11 protein-coding genes are annotated in these 14,605 nt (G+C 72.3%); 3 read left to right on the forward strand and 8 right to left on the reverse strand.

Annotated elements, in window-relative coordinates; translation table 11 throughout:
- Positions 1-78 precede the first annotated feature (78 nt).
- Complete coding sequence (locus ADJ73_RS04205) at positions 79-1,128, reverse strand: DUF2382 domain-containing protein (RefSeq protein WP_050347233.1); 1,050 nt, start codon at positions 1,126-1,128, stop codon at positions 79-81.
- A 213-nt stretch (positions 1,129-1,341) separates the two neighbouring features.
- Entirely contained in the window at positions 1,342-3,588 is a 2,247-nt protein-coding gene (locus ADJ73_RS04210) for a 6-phosphofructokinase (protein ID WP_050347234.1), read from the reverse strand.
- 122 nt (positions 3,589-3,710) lie between these two features.
- On the opposite strand from ADJ73_RS04210, the gene argS reads away from it, so the two are divergent.
- Positions 3,711-5,444, forward strand: a complete 1,734-nt coding sequence (gene argS, locus ADJ73_RS04215) for an arginine--tRNA ligase (RefSeq protein WP_050347235.1) — start codon at positions 3,711-3,713, stop codon at positions 5,442-5,444.
- A gap of 107 nt (positions 5,445-5,551) precedes the next feature.
- Entirely contained in the window at positions 5,552-6,940 is a 1,389-nt protein-coding gene (locus ADJ73_RS04220) for an NAD(P)/FAD-dependent oxidoreductase (protein WP_156188106.1), read from the forward strand.
- Positions 6,941-7,027: 87 nt separating this feature from the next.
- Here ADJ73_RS04220 and ADJ73_RS04225 read toward each other — a convergent pair whose 3' ends face one another.
- Both ADJ73_RS04225 and ADJ73_RS04230 read right to left on the reverse strand, forming a co-directional pair.
- A complete protein-coding gene (locus tag ADJ73_RS04225) occupies positions 7,028-8,314 on the reverse strand; it encodes a cation:proton antiporter (RefSeq protein ID WP_050349251.1) in 1,287 nt (428 codons plus the stop codon).
- Positions 8,311-9,156, reverse strand: a complete 846-nt coding sequence (locus ADJ73_RS04230; protein ID WP_050347236.1) for an SMP-30/gluconolactonase/LRE family protein — start codon at positions 9,154-9,156, stop codon at positions 8,311-8,313. Before ADJ73_RS04230 ends, ADJ73_RS04225 begins: the two co-directional genes overlap by 4 nt.
- A 104-nt stretch (positions 9,157-9,260) precedes the next feature.
- On the opposite strand from ADJ73_RS04230, the gene ADJ73_RS04235 reads away from it, so the two are divergent.
- A complete protein-coding gene (locus tag ADJ73_RS04235) occupies positions 9,261-9,866 on the forward strand; it encodes a riboflavin synthase (protein WP_050347237.1) in 606 nt (201 codons plus the stop codon).
- An 8-nt stretch (positions 9,867-9,874) separates the two neighbouring features.
- Here the strand turns inward: ADJ73_RS04235 and ADJ73_RS04240 are convergent, their stop codons facing one another.
- From ADJ73_RS04240 to ADJ73_RS04255, 4 genes are all read right to left on the reverse strand, one after another.
- Positions 9,875-10,711: a hypothetical protein gene (locus ADJ73_RS04240; protein WP_050347238.1), complete on the reverse strand. Its 837-nt coding sequence runs from the start codon at positions 10,709-10,711 to the stop codon at positions 9,875-9,877.
- Positions 10,712-10,724: 13 nt separating this feature from the next.
- Positions 10,725-11,546: a hydroxymethylpyrimidine/phosphomethylpyrimidine kinase gene (locus ADJ73_RS04245; protein WP_050347239.1), complete on the reverse strand. Its 822-nt coding sequence runs from the start codon at positions 11,544-11,546 to the stop codon at positions 10,725-10,727.
- A gap of 25 nt (positions 11,547-11,571) precedes the next feature.
- On the reverse strand, positions 11,572-11,892 hold the full coding sequence (locus ADJ73_RS04250) for a TfoX/Sxy family DNA transformation protein (protein WP_050347240.1): 321 nt from the start codon (positions 11,890-11,892) through the stop codon (positions 11,572-11,574).
- Between the two features lie 335 nt (positions 11,893-12,227).
- Positions 12,228-14,516: a heavy metal translocating P-type ATPase gene (locus ADJ73_RS04255; RefSeq protein WP_050347241.1), complete on the reverse strand. Its 2,289-nt coding sequence runs from the start codon at positions 14,514-14,516 to the stop codon at positions 12,228-12,230.
- Positions 14,517-14,605: the final 89 nt, after the last annotated feature.

Consider the following 14,605-nt stretch of genomic DNA (forward strand, 5'->3'; position numbering starts at 1 on the left):
CTGATCGGGGAAACGGGCGGTTGCGGTGCTCGGCATACGGCCGAGGGTGGGATCACCCCCGACGGTACGTCAGCTGGGTCAGCTACCGACCTTGCCGTCGTTGTCGCGGTCCAGCTTGTCCTTGATCTTGTCGCCGAGGCCGACCTTGCCGTCGTTGTCGTAGTCGCGGTCGTTGCCGACCCCACCACGACCCGCGTCGGTCCCGCGAACGCCACCCTCGCGCTCGACCTCGATCTCCTCCTTGCGGACGTCCTCGGTGACGCGCTGGTTCTCCGTCACGCGCTCCTTGCCCAGGGAGACCTGCTCCTTGGCCACGACGTCCTTGTCGACGACGACCTCCTCCTCGCGGAGGCGGACCTCGGCGGTCTCGCCGTCGCCGATGCGGGCGTTGCCGGCCTGGCCGTCACGGATGGGGGTGCGCTCGACGCGAACCTCCTCGTGGGTGACGGGCACGTCGACGGTCTCGCGCTCGGTGCGCACGTGCTTGCGCAGGCGGACGGTGCCGGCCTCACGCTCACGGGTGCCGACGCGCAGCTCCTCCTCGGAGCGCGTCATCGTGCCGTCGCCGCGGCCCGCGACACCACGGCGAGCGTCGGCGTCGCCGTCCGCACCGTGGTCGCCGCCACGGCCCATGGCGTCCGCGTCGCCGTCGGCACCGTGGTCGCCGCCACGGCCCATGGCGTCCGCGTCGCCGTCGGCACCGTGGTCGGCGCCGTGGTCGTCGCGACGACCCGCGAGCCCGGCGGTGCCGGCCACACCGGCGTCAGCGTCGCCGTCGTGGTCACGAACGCCGCGGCGGTCGTCGTAGCCCTCGTCGTAGTCGCGGCCGTAGTAGCGGTAGAGCTCGCGCTCCTCGTCGGCGTCCAGGTGACGGTCGGCGTCCACGCGGGGAGCGTCCTTCACCTTGTCCTTGGAGAAGGGCACGCGCACCGTGTCGCCCTCGACCTGCGCGTCGTCCAGCGGGATGAACGTGTGAGCGGTGCCGAACAGGCCGGTGTTGACCGTGACCCAGGACGGGCGGCCCGTGCGGTCGTCGTTGTAGACGTCGCCGACCTTGCCGATCTTGTCGCCGTTGTTGTCGACGACGACTCCGCCGAGGATCTGCTCGATGTGCTCGTTGCTGACCATGCTGGGGTTCCGCCTTTCGTTGGTTACCAGTAGTTGCCGGTGCAGGCTGCCACCGTCCCCGGATGGGGCAGCGGCGCCTCGCTGGTCATCACTTGCCCACCCCCTGCTGGGCCCAAACCCCCGATCCCCAGAAAATCTGCCGGACCCCCGGTCGCGGCATCCGCGCAGGTCAGAGGCCTGAAGAGGCCCCGACCACGCACGGCCCCGCCGGCCTCAGAGCCCCGTCGGCGCAGCGGCTCCCGGCTCCGACACCGCCCGGACGACCGGCCGCAGGTCCAGCCACCACTGGTCCCGGGGACGCCGGTGGACGAGGTCCATGAGCTCCGGCATCCGGGCGAGCGGCGTGGCCCGGACGCGACCGCGGACCAGGCCGACGAGCTGCGCCTCCTGCCCACCGGCGGCCAGCTCCCCGGTCAGCAGGTCGATCGCGTGAGCGACCAGCCGGGTGGCCAGGATCCGGTCGAACGGTGACGGGTCGCCCCCCTGCTGGACGTGCCCCAGCACCGCCTGGCGGACGTCATACCGCTCCTGCCCCTCCTGGTCGAAGAGCCGGGCGAGGAAGTCCAGGGTGTACTGCTCCGAGGAGCGCTCGTTGCGCACCGCGAGGAAGAGCCGGCGCCCCGCGTCGAAGGAGGACCGCAGCCGCTGCACGTCCCGCTGCAGGTCGTCCAGGGTGATGCCCTCCTCGTGGAGGTAGACGCGCTCGGCGCCCCCGGCGAGGCCGCCCATCAGCGCGAGGTAGCCGCAGTAGCGGCCCATCGTCTCCACGACGAAGCAGCGCCGGCGTGCGGACGCGGACTGCTTGATCCGGTCCAGCGCGTCCACGATCGCGTTGAGCGCGGTGTCCGCGCCGACGGCGAGCTCGGACCCCGGCAGGTTGTTATCGATGGAGGCGGGCACGCACACCATGGGTATCCGGAACGCCGGGTAGCGGTCCCGCTCCTGCCACAGCGTCTGGGCGCCGACGTAGGCGTTCCAGCCGCCGATGACGAGCAGCGCGTCCACCCGGTGCTCCTCCAGCGCCCGCCCGATCGGGTAGAGGTGCTCCACCTCCGGCAGGCTGCGGCGGACCCCCAGCTCGGCGCCGCCGATCGCGGTCCACCCCTCCACGTCGCCCCAGGCCAGCTCGCGGATGTCGCCGTCCCGCAGCCCTGGGTAGCCGCCCTGGATCCCCAGCATGGTGTGGCCGCGGTCGAGCCCGAGGCGGACGGCGGCCCGGGCGGCGGTGTTCATGCCGGGGGCGAGACCGCCGGCGTGCAGGATCCCGATGCGCCGGGGCGTCCCGTCGACCTGCGGCGTCGGCGGCTCGCTCATCTCGGTGAAGATCTGCGTCATCTCCGTGAACGACCCGCCCCGCAGCGCCATCGCCCGCGCGTAGTCGCCGCTCGCGATGGCGGCCGGCACCTCCCTGGTGCGCTCGACCGCCTCGACGAGCGGGACGGTGACCACGCGGTTGCCCCGTATGCCGACCACCGGGGCCACCGTCTCGGCCGTCGCGGACAGGACCTCGTGCGCGGCGGCGTAACCGAGCCAGGTCGACGCCCAGCGGTCGAACGCGCTGGGCCGCCCGCCCCGCTGCACGTGGCCGAGGATCGTCACCCGGGTGTCCTCCCCGAGCCGCTGCTCGATGGTGTCCCGCACGTAGGCCGCCGTGATCGGTCGGCCGTCCCGGTCCTGGGCCCCCTCGGCGACGATGACGATGGAGTCGCGTCGCCCGGCCGCGCGACCGCGCCGCAGCTCGGCGCACATCCGCTCCTCCCAGCCCGGGGCGGGCGGGTGCTCCGGGATGAGCACGTAGTCGCAGCCGCCGGCGATGGCGCTCATCAGGGCCAGGTAGCCGCAGTGCCGCCCCATCACCTCCACGACGAAGCTGCGCTGGTGGCTGGCCGCGGTGCTCGCGATCGCGTCGATGGCGTCGACGATCCGGTGCAGCGCGCTGTCCGCGCCGATCGTCATGTCGGTGCCGACGAGGTCGTTGTCGATCGAGCCGACGAGGCCGGCGATCATGAGTGTCGGGTGCGCCGCGGCCGTGGCGGCGCTGATCCGGCCCTGCTCCACGAGGTCGGCGAGCAGCCCCGGCCATTCCTGACGGAAGAGGTCCAGCCCGCTCAGCGAGCCGTCGCCCCCGATGACGACCAGCCGGTCGATGCCGTGCTCGAGGAGGTGGGCGGCGGCCGCCATACGGCCTGCTCGCTCGCGGAAGTCCGCGCTGCGGAAGGTGCCGATGACCGTCCCACCCCGGTGCAGCACGTTGCCGACGTCGTCCCAGCCGGCCAGTCGGATGCCGTCCCCACCGTCGACCATCCCCTGGTAGCCCTCGTAGATCACGAAGACCTCCGCCCCCAGGTGCAGCGCGGTGCGCACGACGGCGCGGACGGCGGCGTTCATGCCCTGGGCGTCGCCGCCACTGGTCAGCACCGCGATCCGCATGCGGGGGGCGGTCTCGTGCACGGTCTCCATGGCCAGCTCCGCGGGGTCGACGACGGGTCACCCCCATCCAACCGGGTCCGCGTGAACGCCGCGTGACGGGGGCGGTGGAACGCGGTCGTGGACTCCCCCGCGCCGCCACTAACCTTGCACCCATGGTTGCCCCGATCGACGCCCTCACCCCGGCCGTGCAGTCCGCCCTCGTCGCCGCCTTCGGCGAGGAGGTCCGTGGGGCGGACCCGGTGCTGCGACCGAGCCAGTTCGCCGACGTGCAGGTCAACGCCGCGATGGCGCTCGCCAAGAAGCTGGGGCGCAAGCCGCGCGACGTTGCGCAGGCGATCGTGGACCACCTGGACGCGGGCGAGCTGGTGAGCGCGGCCGAGGTGGCGGGGCCCGGCTTCGTCAACATCACCTTCGCCGACGGGTGGCTCGCCGAGCAGGCGCTGGCCGCGCAGACCGACCCGCGGCTCGGGGTGGCGACGCAGCAGCGGCAGGTGATCCCGATCGACTACTCCGCCCCCAACGTCGCCAAGGAGATGCACGTCGGGCACCTGCGGACCACGATCATCGGCGACGCGCTGGCACGGACCCTGGAGCACCTGGGCCACCACGTCATCCGGCAGAACCACGTCGGCGACTGGGGCACCCCCTTCGGCATGCTGGTGGAGCACCTGCTCGAGGTCGGCGAGGACTCGGACGAGGCCCGCGTCGTCCAGACCGACCCCAACGCCTTCTACCAGGCGGCCCGCCAGAAGTTCGACAGCTCGGAGGACTTCGCGACGCGCGCGCGTGCCCGGGTGGTCAAGCTGCAGGCCGGCGACCCCGAGACGCTGCGGCTGTGGGGCGCGCTCTACGACCTGTCCAAGACCTACTTCAACAAGGTCTACTCGACCCTCGGCGTGACGCTCACCGACGCGGACCTCGCGGGCGAGTCCACCTACAACGACGACCTCGCGGGCATCTGCAAGGACCTCGAGGCCAAGGGGATCGCCACCCACGACGAGGGCGCGCTGGTCGTCTTCCTGCCCGGCTTCACCGGCCGCGAGGACAAGCCGGTGCCGCTGTTCATCCGCAAGTCCGACGGCGGCTACGGCTACGGCACCACCGACGTCGCCACCGTCAAGCACCGCGTCGAGGACCTGCACGCCGACCGCATCCTCTACGTCATCGGCGTCACGCAGAGCCTGCACCTGCAGATGGTCTACGAGACCGCGCGGCGGGCGGGCTACCTCCCCGAGCGCGTCGAGGTGGAGCACGTCAAGATCGGCTCGGTCCTCGGGGAGGACCGCAAGATCCTCAAGACCCGCTCCGGCGCCCCGCTGCGGCTGATGCACCTTCTCGACGAGGCCGTCCAGCACGCCCGCGCCTACATCGACGGCGCCCGGCCCGAGCTGCCCGAGGACGAGCGCGCCGAGATCGCCCGGATGGTCGGGATCGGCGCGGTGAAGTATGCCGACCTGTCCGTCTCGCACGACTCCGACTACGTCTTCGACCTGGACCGGATGCTCGCGCTGACCGGCAACACCGGCCCCTACCTGCAGTACGCCACCGCCCGCATCCGCTCCATCTTCCGCACCGCCGGGATCGACCCCGAGCAGCAGGACGCCCCCATCGTCCTCACCGAGCCCGGCGAGCGTGAGCTGGCGCTCACGCTGCTCGACTTCGGCGGCGTCGTCGCGCAGGTGGGGCAGCTGAGCGAGCCGCACCGCCTGTGCACCTACCTCTTCGAGCTCGCCCAGGCCTTCTCGTCCTTCTACGAGCAGTGCCCGGTGCTCAAGGCCGACGACGAGCAGACCCGCCAGTCCCGGCTGACGCTGTGCGCCCTGACGCTGCGGACCCTGGTGCAGGGCCTCGACCTCCTCGGCGTGGAGACCCCCGAGCGCATGTGAGCCGTATGCCGCGCGGGTCGGCATACGAGATGCGCGCGGGGTCGGCATACGAGATCCGCGCGCGCTCGGCGCGCCGCGGGCAGGCAGGCGAGGCTAGCCTGAGTGACATGGCTCGCACCCGCCCCCACGTGGTCATCATCGGTTCCGGCTTCGGCGGCCTCTTCGCCGCGCAGGCGTTCAAGGACGTCGACGTCGACGTGACGCTCGTCGGCAAGACGGTCTACCACCTCTTCCAGCCGCTCCTCTACCAGGTCGCGACGGGCATCCTCAGCCCGGGCGAGATCGCCCCGAGCACCCGCGAGGTGCTCAAGCGCTACAAGAACGTCCGGGTCCTCATGAGCGAGGTCACCGCGATCGACGTCGAGGCCCGGACGGTCACGGCGGAGGCGCTGCAGCACGAGTCGACGTTCAGCTACGACTACCTGATCGTGGCGGCCGGCGCGGGTCAGTCCTACTTCGGCAACGACCACTTCACCGTCTTCGCGCCCGGCATGAAGACCATCGACGACGCGCTGGAGCTGCGGGCCCGCATCTTCGGGTCCTTCGAGGTGGCCGAGCTGACGAACGACCCGGCGGAGCGCGACCGGCTGATGACCTTCGTCGTCGTGGGTGCGGGTCCCACCGGCGTCGAGATGGCCGGCCAGATCAAGGACCTGTCCACCAAGACGCTGCGCGGCGACTTCCGCAGCATCGACCCCACCCAGGCCCGGGTGATCCTGCTGGACGGGGCGCCGGCGGTGCTGGGCTCCTTCGGGGAGCACCTGTCCGGCAAGGCGCGCGCCGAGCTGGAGCGGATCGGGGTCGAGGTCAAGCTCGACGCCCTCGTCACGGACCTCGACTCGCAGTCCGTCACGGTCAAGCTCAAGGACGGCACCACCGAGCGCATCGAGGCGGGCTGCAAGGTCTGGGCCGCCGGGGTCCAGGCGAGCCCGCTGGGCGCCCAGCTCGGCCGGCAGACCGGCGCCGAGGTGGACCGCGCCGGCCGCGTGGCGGTCCAGCCGGACCTGACCCTGCCGGGCCACCCCGAGGTCTTCGTCGTCGGCGACATGATGAGCCTGGACAAGCTGCCGGGGGTGGCTCAGGTCGCGATCCAGGGCGGGCAGTATGCCGCCCGCGTCATCGCCTCCGACGTGGCCGGCGACCGGATCACCGAGCCGTTCCACTACAAGGACCGCGGCTCGATGGCAGTGATCAGCAGGTTCGGCGCGATCGCGAGCATCGGCAAGGTGCAGCTGACCGGGGTCCCGGCCTGGCTGGCCTGGCTCTTTGTGCACCTCATCAACATCGTCGGGTTCAAGAACCGCATCACGACGCTGCTCCACTGGGCCATCGCGTTCCTGTCCACCGGGCGCGCCGAGCGCACCACGACCCGCCAGCAGCTGGTGGGGCGGCTGGCGGTCAATCAGCTGGGCAGCAGGTTCCAGCCCACCATCGGCGGGGTCCGCCTGCCGCTGGAGCAGCCCTACAACCCCGAGGCGCCCGGCGACTCCCGCTGAGGGGAGCACGGTCGGTCAGCGGCGTCCGGCCGGTCGGCGCCTGGCCGGTCGGCCCTTGGCCAGTCGGCGCGTCGCCGGTCGGCGAGCTCAGACGCGCAGGCCGGCCTCGCGTCGCTGCTCGAGCCGGCGCATCATCGGGGTCGCGAGGGTCCCGTGCACCACGACGCTCACCATGATCGCGGCGGTGCCGGTGGCCCACAGGGTGCGCTCCTCGGGCCAGTGGTGCTGGGCGGTGGCGAAGGCCAGGTAGTAGATCGACCCGACGCCACGCACCCCGAAGATCGCCGTGACGACTCGCTCGCGGGGCTGCAGCTCGTGGGTGCCGAGCAGCGCCACCCAGCCGCACACCGGCCGGACGACGAGCACCAGCGCGAGCCCCACGGCGACGCCCTGCCAGCTCAGGTCGGCCAGCTGCCCGGAGGAGAGCGACGCGCCGAGCAGCAGCAGGATCAGCAGCGTGAGCACCGACTCGAGGTGCTCGATCGCGTCGTGCAGCCGCCCGTGGTAGGCGTGACCGCGCTCGGCGTGGCGCAGCGCCAGCGCGGCGACGAAGACCGCGAGGAAGCCGTAGCCGTGGGCGATCTCGGCGAGGCCGTAGACCGTGCACACCAGCGCGATGCCGAGCAGCGGTTCGCCGACCTCCGCCAGCCGCAGCGTCTCCCACCGGGACCGGAAGACGACCTTGCCGAAGGCCCAGCCGCCCGCGAGCCCGATGGCCGCACCGACGACGATCTTGAGGACCAGGTCGTAGGCCAGCCAGTGCCACCCCCACTCACCGATCGGGCCCGCGGTGGCGAGGTAGAGCGCGAGCCACACGAAGGGGAAGGCCAGCGCGTCGTTGAGGCCCGCCTCCGAGGTCAGCGCGAACCTCACCTCGTCGTCCTCGTCCTCGGCCGGGGTCGGGTGCTCCTCGGACTCCTCCTCCTGGTCGCTCACCGACGGGCCGGCGACCTGGATGTCCGAGGCCAGCACCGGGTCGGTGGGGGCCAGCGCGGCACCCAGCAGGATGGCCGCCGCGGGGGACAGCGCGAGCGCCCACCACCCGAGGAGGGCCACGGCGGCGATGCACAACGGCATCGCGATCCCGAGCAGCCGCCAGGTCGGGCGCCAGGACCGCCACGCGAAGGGGCGGTCGATGGCCAGGCCGACGCCCATGAGGGCGACGAGCACGCAGACCTCGGCGACGTGCTGGGTGACGGCCTCCTGCATCACGGGGGCGATCGGCTCGTCCCCGGGGACCAGCCAGCCGGCGGCGACGCCGACGAGCAGCACGACCAGGGGCGCGGACACGGCACGCTCGCGCAGCGCGCGCGGCAGGAACGCTCCGAGCAGCAGGCCGAGTCCGGCGACGAGGAAGGTGACGCCGGTGCTCACCCGCGCCACGCCCGGACGGGTCGGCCGACGACGCCGGGGTCGACGCAGAAGACGCTGCCGGCGGCCGGGTCGTCCCCCTCGCCGAGCCCCTCCCGCGAGGTCGTGACGAAGAGCGTCCGCAGGTCCTCCCCGCCGAAGGTGCAGGCGGTGACCTGGCGCGCGCCGACCTGCACCTCGGCGTCCAGGTGCCCCTCGGGGCTGTAGCGGTGGACCACGCCGGCGCCGTTCATGGCGACCCAGACGCCGCCCTCGGCGTCGACCGTGAGGCCGTCGGGGTGCAGGTCGCCGACGTCGACGAAGGTGCGGCGGTCCTGCACCTGCCCGTCGTCGTCCAGCTCGAAGCAGCTGACCTCTCCGGTCGAGGTGTCGACGTGGTAGACCAGCCGGTCGTCCGGGCTCACGTCGAAGCCGTTGGCGACGGTGAGGCCCTCGAGAGCGGCATACGGCTCGAGCGCTGGGCCGAAGCGGTAGAGGGTCGCGGCTCCCTCGCGCTGGTCGTAGGCCATCGTCCCGCACCAGAACCGGCCGGCGGCGTCGCAGCCGCCCTCGTTGAAGCGGATGCCCGGGTCGGTGACCACGTCGGGGTGCTCGACCAGCTCGGTGAGGTCGTCGCGGTGGGTGGTGGCGAGGCCGTGCTCGAGCGCGACGATCGCGCCGCCGCCCTCGCGCGGGCGCAGGCAGGCCGCGACGGTGCCGACGTGGGTGCGCTCGACCCGCCCGTCCAGGCTGCGGCTGAGGACGTCGCCGGCGAGCATGTCGACCCAGCGCAGCTCCTGGGTGGGCCACCAGACGGGGCCCTCCCCGTGGTAGCAAAGGCTGTCGGTGAGGCGTTCGGCTCGCATGATCCCCAGGGTATGGCGCGCCACCGCCCCACCGGGGCTCTGCCAGGACGCGGTCGGGCCGCGTGGACTAGGTTGATCCGGCTGCCAACGGACAGGAGGCCAGGGTGTTCACGGGGATCGTCGAGGAGCTCGGCACGGTCGAGTCGATCGAGCACGGGCAGGACAGCGCGGTGCTGACGGTGCGGGGGCCGCTCGTGGTCGCCGACGCGCAGCACGGCACGTCGATTGCGGTCAACGGGGTGTGCCTCACCGTGGTCGAGCACGACCAGGAGAGGTTCCGGGTGGACGTGATGGCCGAGACGCTGCGGCGGTCGAGCCTCGGGGCGCTCGGGCCGGGGTCCCGGGTCAACCTGGAGCGGGCGATGGCGGCGGGGGGCAGGTTCGGCGGCCACGTGGTGCAGGGGCACGTGGACGGGACGGCGCAGATCCTGGCGCGCGAGCCCGGCGATCGCTGGGAGGTGGTGACGTTCACGCTGCCGGCGGCTCTTGCACGCTACGTCGTGGACAAGGGGTCGATCACCGTCGACGGCGTCTCGCTGACGGTGAGCGCGGTCGGCGAGGACACCTTCTCGGTGTCGCTGATCCCCACCACGCTGGGCCTGACGACATTGGGCCACAAGGGGATCGGTGATCCGGTCAACCTCGAGGTCGACGTGCTGGCCAAGTATGTCGAACGCCTGCTGGCCCACCCCGGCAGCGCCACCGACTGAGGGGGCCGTCAGCGCGTCGTGCCGGCCGCCAGCGCCAGCCGCACCGCCTGGCCCCCGACGATGGCAGCGTCGAGCCGGGCGCGCAGCAGGGCCACGTCGTTGCCGGACAGCGCCCGCCACTCGGGCGGGAGCGGGGGTGGCGCGGCGTCGGAGGACGTGGGCGGCGCGGGGCTCGGGGCGAGCCGCGCGCGCAGCCGGGTGGCGGCCACGAGGGCCTCGTCGAGCCGGGCTCCCTCCGTCGCGGCCGGCGGCCCCGGCTGCTGGAGGTCGGGCATGGCCACCTCGACCCGGGCGACGGCGTCGTGGACCTGGCCGGGGACCGTGCACGGCTCCCGCCCGTCGTAGAAGCCCACGCCGGCGGCCCGGGCGTCGTCTGCGGCGCGGTGCAGGTCGGGCAGGCCGGGGGCATCGAGCCCGCTGGCCGCCACCAGGCCGGTGCGCATCAGCTCGACCTCGACGGGTCGGGCGTCGCGGCTGACGGTGGCCGCCAGCAGGCCCGGCCGGGGCACGGCGCCGCGCACCTCGGTGATGGACACCGTCGAGCCGACCGGCACCAGCGATTGCAGCGCGTCTCGGGCGGGGTCGGCTAGGCAGCCCGTTCCGGGGTCGGCGGCCTGCACGGCCACCAGCTGCACGGTCAGTCGCTGGCGCACGGAGGTGATCTCGAGGCTGTCGCCGGACACGACCCGCGTCACCTTCGCGTGCTTGAGCTGCTGCTCCATCCCCTGGTCGTGCTGCAGGTAGACCGTGACGAGGGCGACCACGGACCACACGACGAGACCCAGGGTGCCGACGACGGCCAGGCGGGCGACCCGGCCGTGGCCTCGGGCGCTCGTCTCCGGCATCGGTCCTCCACGCTCAGCCCTGGCGGACGGCCTCGAACGGTGCGCGGGACGGCATCCGCCGCTGGATCGCCCGGGTGACGAAGTCCTTGGCGGTGCGGGCGGCCTCCAGCGGCTCGGCCCCCTTGGCCAGCTCGGCCGTCACGGCCGCCGCGAGGGTGCAGCCGGCCCCGCTGACGGCCAGCTCGCCGACCTTGGGGGTCCGCAGCACCTCCAGCGTGGTGCCGTCGTAGAACACGTCGACCGCGTCGGGACCGGCGAGCCGGACGCCGCCCTTGGCCAGCACGACGGCCCCCGAGCGCTCGTGGATGATCGTGGCGGCGCGGGCCAGGTCGTCCTCGTCGTCGATCGCGTCCAGCCCGGACAGCGAGATCGTCTCGAAGTGGTTGGGCGTCACGAAGCCCGCGAGCGGCAGCACCTGCTCCTTGAGCGCGGTGTCCGTGTCCAGCGCCGCCCCCGGCTCCTGCCCCTTGCAGATCAGGACGGGGTCGAGGACCAGCCGCTGCGGTCGCTGCTCGCGCAGGACCCGCGCGACGGTCTCGATCGTGGCGGGCGTCCCCAGCATCCCGATCTTCACCGCGTCCATGTCGTATGCCGCGAACTCCGCCTCGAGCTGGTCGGCGATGACCTGGGGCTCGACCGGGACGAACCGGTGCCCCCAGTCGGCCTTCGGGTCGAAGGACACGATGCACGTGAGTGCCGTGATGCCGAAGGTGCCGAGCGCCTGGAAGGTCTTGAGGTCGGCCTGGGCGCCGGCGCCACCGGTGGCCTCGGAGCCGGCGATGGCCAGCGCGACCGGCACGGCGACGGCCGGAGCGACGGAGTCAGGTGTGGTCATGCAGCCAGTGTTCCACCCGGGGACGCTACGTGGGCGATGACGGCTGCCCGGGAGCCGACGCGGTGCCGGTGGGGTCCGCGGTGCGGTCGGGGTCGCCGGTGCCGTCGGGGTCGGCGGCGAGGGCCACCAGCCGTGCGCGCAGCGTGCGGTCCAGGTCGTGCCAGCGCATCCCCTGGACCGCGCCCTCGAGGGCCTGCAGCGACATGGCCGAGTCGAACAAGCCGGCGGACCGCAGCTCGCGCCATACGGCCTCGGCCCCGCGGGCGCGCAAGGTCTCGGCGTCCGGCACCCCGACCTGCCGCAGGGCGGCGGCGAGCTTGGGCCCGATGTTGGGCAGCGACTCCACCCTGGTGGTCCCTCGACCTGGCATCACACCCACCCCCTCATTACTCAGAGTGATCAACCACGTAATGGTGAGCTGCAGGTTTGTGAATTCTCGGGCGCACAGTATCACTCAGTGTAGTCATTCAGTCACGGCGGGCACATACCGGGCCTTCCACGCGTCGGTCAGTTCTTCGGGGTGGCGGTCTTGAACCCGGCAGAGCCGTCCAGCGCGAGAACCTCGATCCCACCCCGCCAGGTGCATGGTCGAGGACTCCCGGCCCCCACTTGTTCACAGAGGTCGGGGATGCGCTCGACCCTCTGGTGACGTGGTTGGGCGTCTCAGGCAGCGACCCACAGTCAGGCGATCTCTTGTGCGCGGAGGCGTAGGGCGTTGCCGATGACGCTGACGCTGGAGAAGGACATGGCGGCGGCGGCGATGATCGGCGAGAGGAGCAGACCGAAGACGGGGTAGAGGACGCCGGCGGCGATGGGGATTCCGGCGGCGTTGTACGCGAAGGCGAAGAACAGGTTCTGGCGGATGTTGCCCATCGTCTTCTCGGAGAGGCGGCGGGCGCGCACGATGCCGGTGAGGTCGCCCTTGAGGAGGGTGATGCCGGCGCTTTCCATGGCGACGTCGGTGCCGGAGCCCATGGCGATGCCGACGTCCGCTGCGGCGAGGGCGGGGGCGTCGTTGATGCCGTCGCCGGCCATGGCCACGACGCGTCCCTGGCTGCGCAGCCGGGTGACGACATCGGCCTTGTGGTCGGGCAGGACTTCGGCCTCGACCTGGTCGATGCCAAGGGTGCGGGCGACGGCTTGGGCGGTGACGCGGTTGTCGCCGGTGAGCATGACGACGCGTATGCCGTCCTCGCGCAGCGCCTGCAGCGCGGCTGGGGTGCTCTCCTTGACGGGGTCGGCGATGGCGAACAGGCCGACAGCCTGGCCGTCGACGCCGACGTGGATGACGGTTGCTCCGTCGCCGCGCAGCTGGTCGGCGTGACCGTGTGTGGCGGTGGTGTCGATTCCTTGGGAGGTGAGGAAGTCGGCGCTGCCGAGGGTGACCTGGTGTCCCTCCACCGTGCCGGTGACGCCCTTGCCGACCGGGGAGTCGAAGTCGGCGACCGACGGGATCTCGAGACCCTTGTCCGTGGCGGCCTCGACGATCGCATGGGCGAGGGGGTGCTCGGAGGCACGCTCGACCGCGGCGGCGAGGCGAAGCAGCTCGTCGGGTGCGCGGTCGCCGACCGGTTCGGTGGCGGTGACGGTGGGTCGGCCTTTGGTGAGGGTGCCGGTCTTGTCCAGGACGATGGTGTCGACCTTCTCCATCCGCTCGAGGGCCTCGGCATTCTTGATCAGGACGCCCAGCCCAGCTCCGCGACCGACGCCGACCATGATGGACATGGGCGTGGCGAGTCCGAGGGCGCAGGGGCAGGCGATGATGAGGACGGCGACCGCGACGACGAGGGCGTAGGCGAGCTTGGGCTCGGGCCCGACCAGCGCCCAGATGATGAACGCGACGACGGCCATGACGATGACGATCGGCACGAAGATGCCCGAGACCTTGTCGGCCATGCGCTGGATGGGTGCGCGGGAGCGTTGGGCGTCGGCGACCATGGCGACGATGCGGGCGAGCATCGTGTCGCGGCCGACCTTCTCGGCGCGCATGACCAGCCCGCCGCTGCCGTTGATGGTGCCGCCGATGACGGTGTCGCCGGTCGTCTTGGTCACCGGCATGGACTCGCCCGTCACCAGCGACTCGTCGACGGCGGAGCGCCCCTCCTCGACGGTGCCGTCGACGGGGACCGCCTCGCCGGGCCGGACCCTGAGGCGGTCTGCCAGGTGCACGTCTTCGAGCGGGACCTCGGCCTCCGTCCCGTCCTCGGCCAGTCGTCGTGCGGTCTTGGGGCTGAGGTCGAGGAGTGCCTTGATGGCGCCGGAGGTCTGCTCGCGAGCACGAAGCTCGAGGACCTGGCCGAGCAGGACGAGCGTGGTGATGACTGCGGCAGCCTCGAAGTAGACACCGACCGTGCCGTCCGCCGCGCGGAACGAGGCGGGGAAGATGCCGGGCGCGAGGGTGGCGACGACGCTGAAGAGCCAGGCGACGCCGGTGCCCATCGCGATGAGGGTGAACATGTTGAGGTTGCGGCTGTGCACGGACTCCCAGCCGCGGACGAAGAACGGCCAGCCGGCCCACAGCACCACAGGCGTGGCCAGCACGAGCTGGGCCCAGATGGAGACCGGACCTGGGATCGCGCGGTCCAGCCACGGGATGAGGTGGCGGCCCATCTCGAGGATGACGACGGGGATGGTGAGGGCGACCGCGAGCCAGAAGCGGCGAGTCATGTCGGCCAGCTCGGGGCTGGGGCCGGCCTGTGCACTCACGTCCACTGGTTCGAGTGCCATGCCGCAGATGGGGCATGCTCCCGGGCCCGACCGGCGGATCTCCGGGTGCATCGGGCAGGTCCACTCACTGGCCGTGGACTCGTCACGGGGGTTCTCATGGTCCGGCTGGGCTTCAGCCTGGACGTCACCGGGGGCGAACTTCGCCGGGTCGGCGGCGAACCGGTCGCGGCAGTGCTCGGAGCAGAAGCGGACCTGATGTCCACCGTGCTCCACGGTGAGTGCCGTGGCCGGGTCGACGGTCATCCCGCAGACCGGGTCGGTCTCAGCCGCGGTCTGTGGTGGGGACGTCGGCGGGTGTTCGCGGGTGGACATGGCGGCCTTCCGGTGTCGGC

The sequence above is a fragment of the Arsenicicoccus sp. oral taxon 190 genome (assembly GCF_001189535.1).
In the GTDB taxonomy this organism is placed as follows: domain Bacteria; phylum Actinomycetota; class Actinomycetes; order Actinomycetales; family Dermatophilaceae; genus Arsenicicoccus.

Coding starts and splice junctions, on each gene's coding strand:
- ADJ73_RS04255 (WP_050347241.1), bottom strand. CDS start 14,516: ATGACCGTCGACCCGGCCACGGCACTCACCGTGGAGCACGGTGGACAT.
- ADJ73_RS04245 (WP_050347239.1), bottom strand. CDS start 11,546: ATGACCACACCTGACTCCGTCGCTCCGGCCGTCGCCGTGCCGGTCGCG.
- argS (WP_050347235.1), top strand. CDS start 3,711: ATGGTTGCCCCGATCGACGCCCTCACCCCGGCCGTGCAGTCCGCCCTC.
- ADJ73_RS04220 (WP_156188106.1), top strand. CDS start 5,552: ATGGCTCGCACCCGCCCCCACGTGGTCATCATCGGTTCCGGCTTCGGC.
- ADJ73_RS04230 (WP_050347236.1), bottom strand. CDS start 9,156: ATGCGAGCCGAACGCCTCACCGACAGCCTTTGCTACCACGGGGAGGGC.
- ADJ73_RS04210 (WP_050347234.1), bottom strand. CDS start 3,588: ATGGAGACCGTGCACGAGACCGCCCCCCGCATGCGGATCGCGGTGCTG.
- ADJ73_RS04240 (WP_050347238.1), bottom strand. CDS start 10,711: ATGCCGGAGACGAGCGCCCGAGGCCACGGCCGGGTCGCCCGCCTGGCC.
- ADJ73_RS04205 (WP_050347233.1), bottom strand. CDS start 1,128: ATGGTCAGCAACGAGCACATCGAGCAGATCCTCGGCGGAGTCGTCGTC.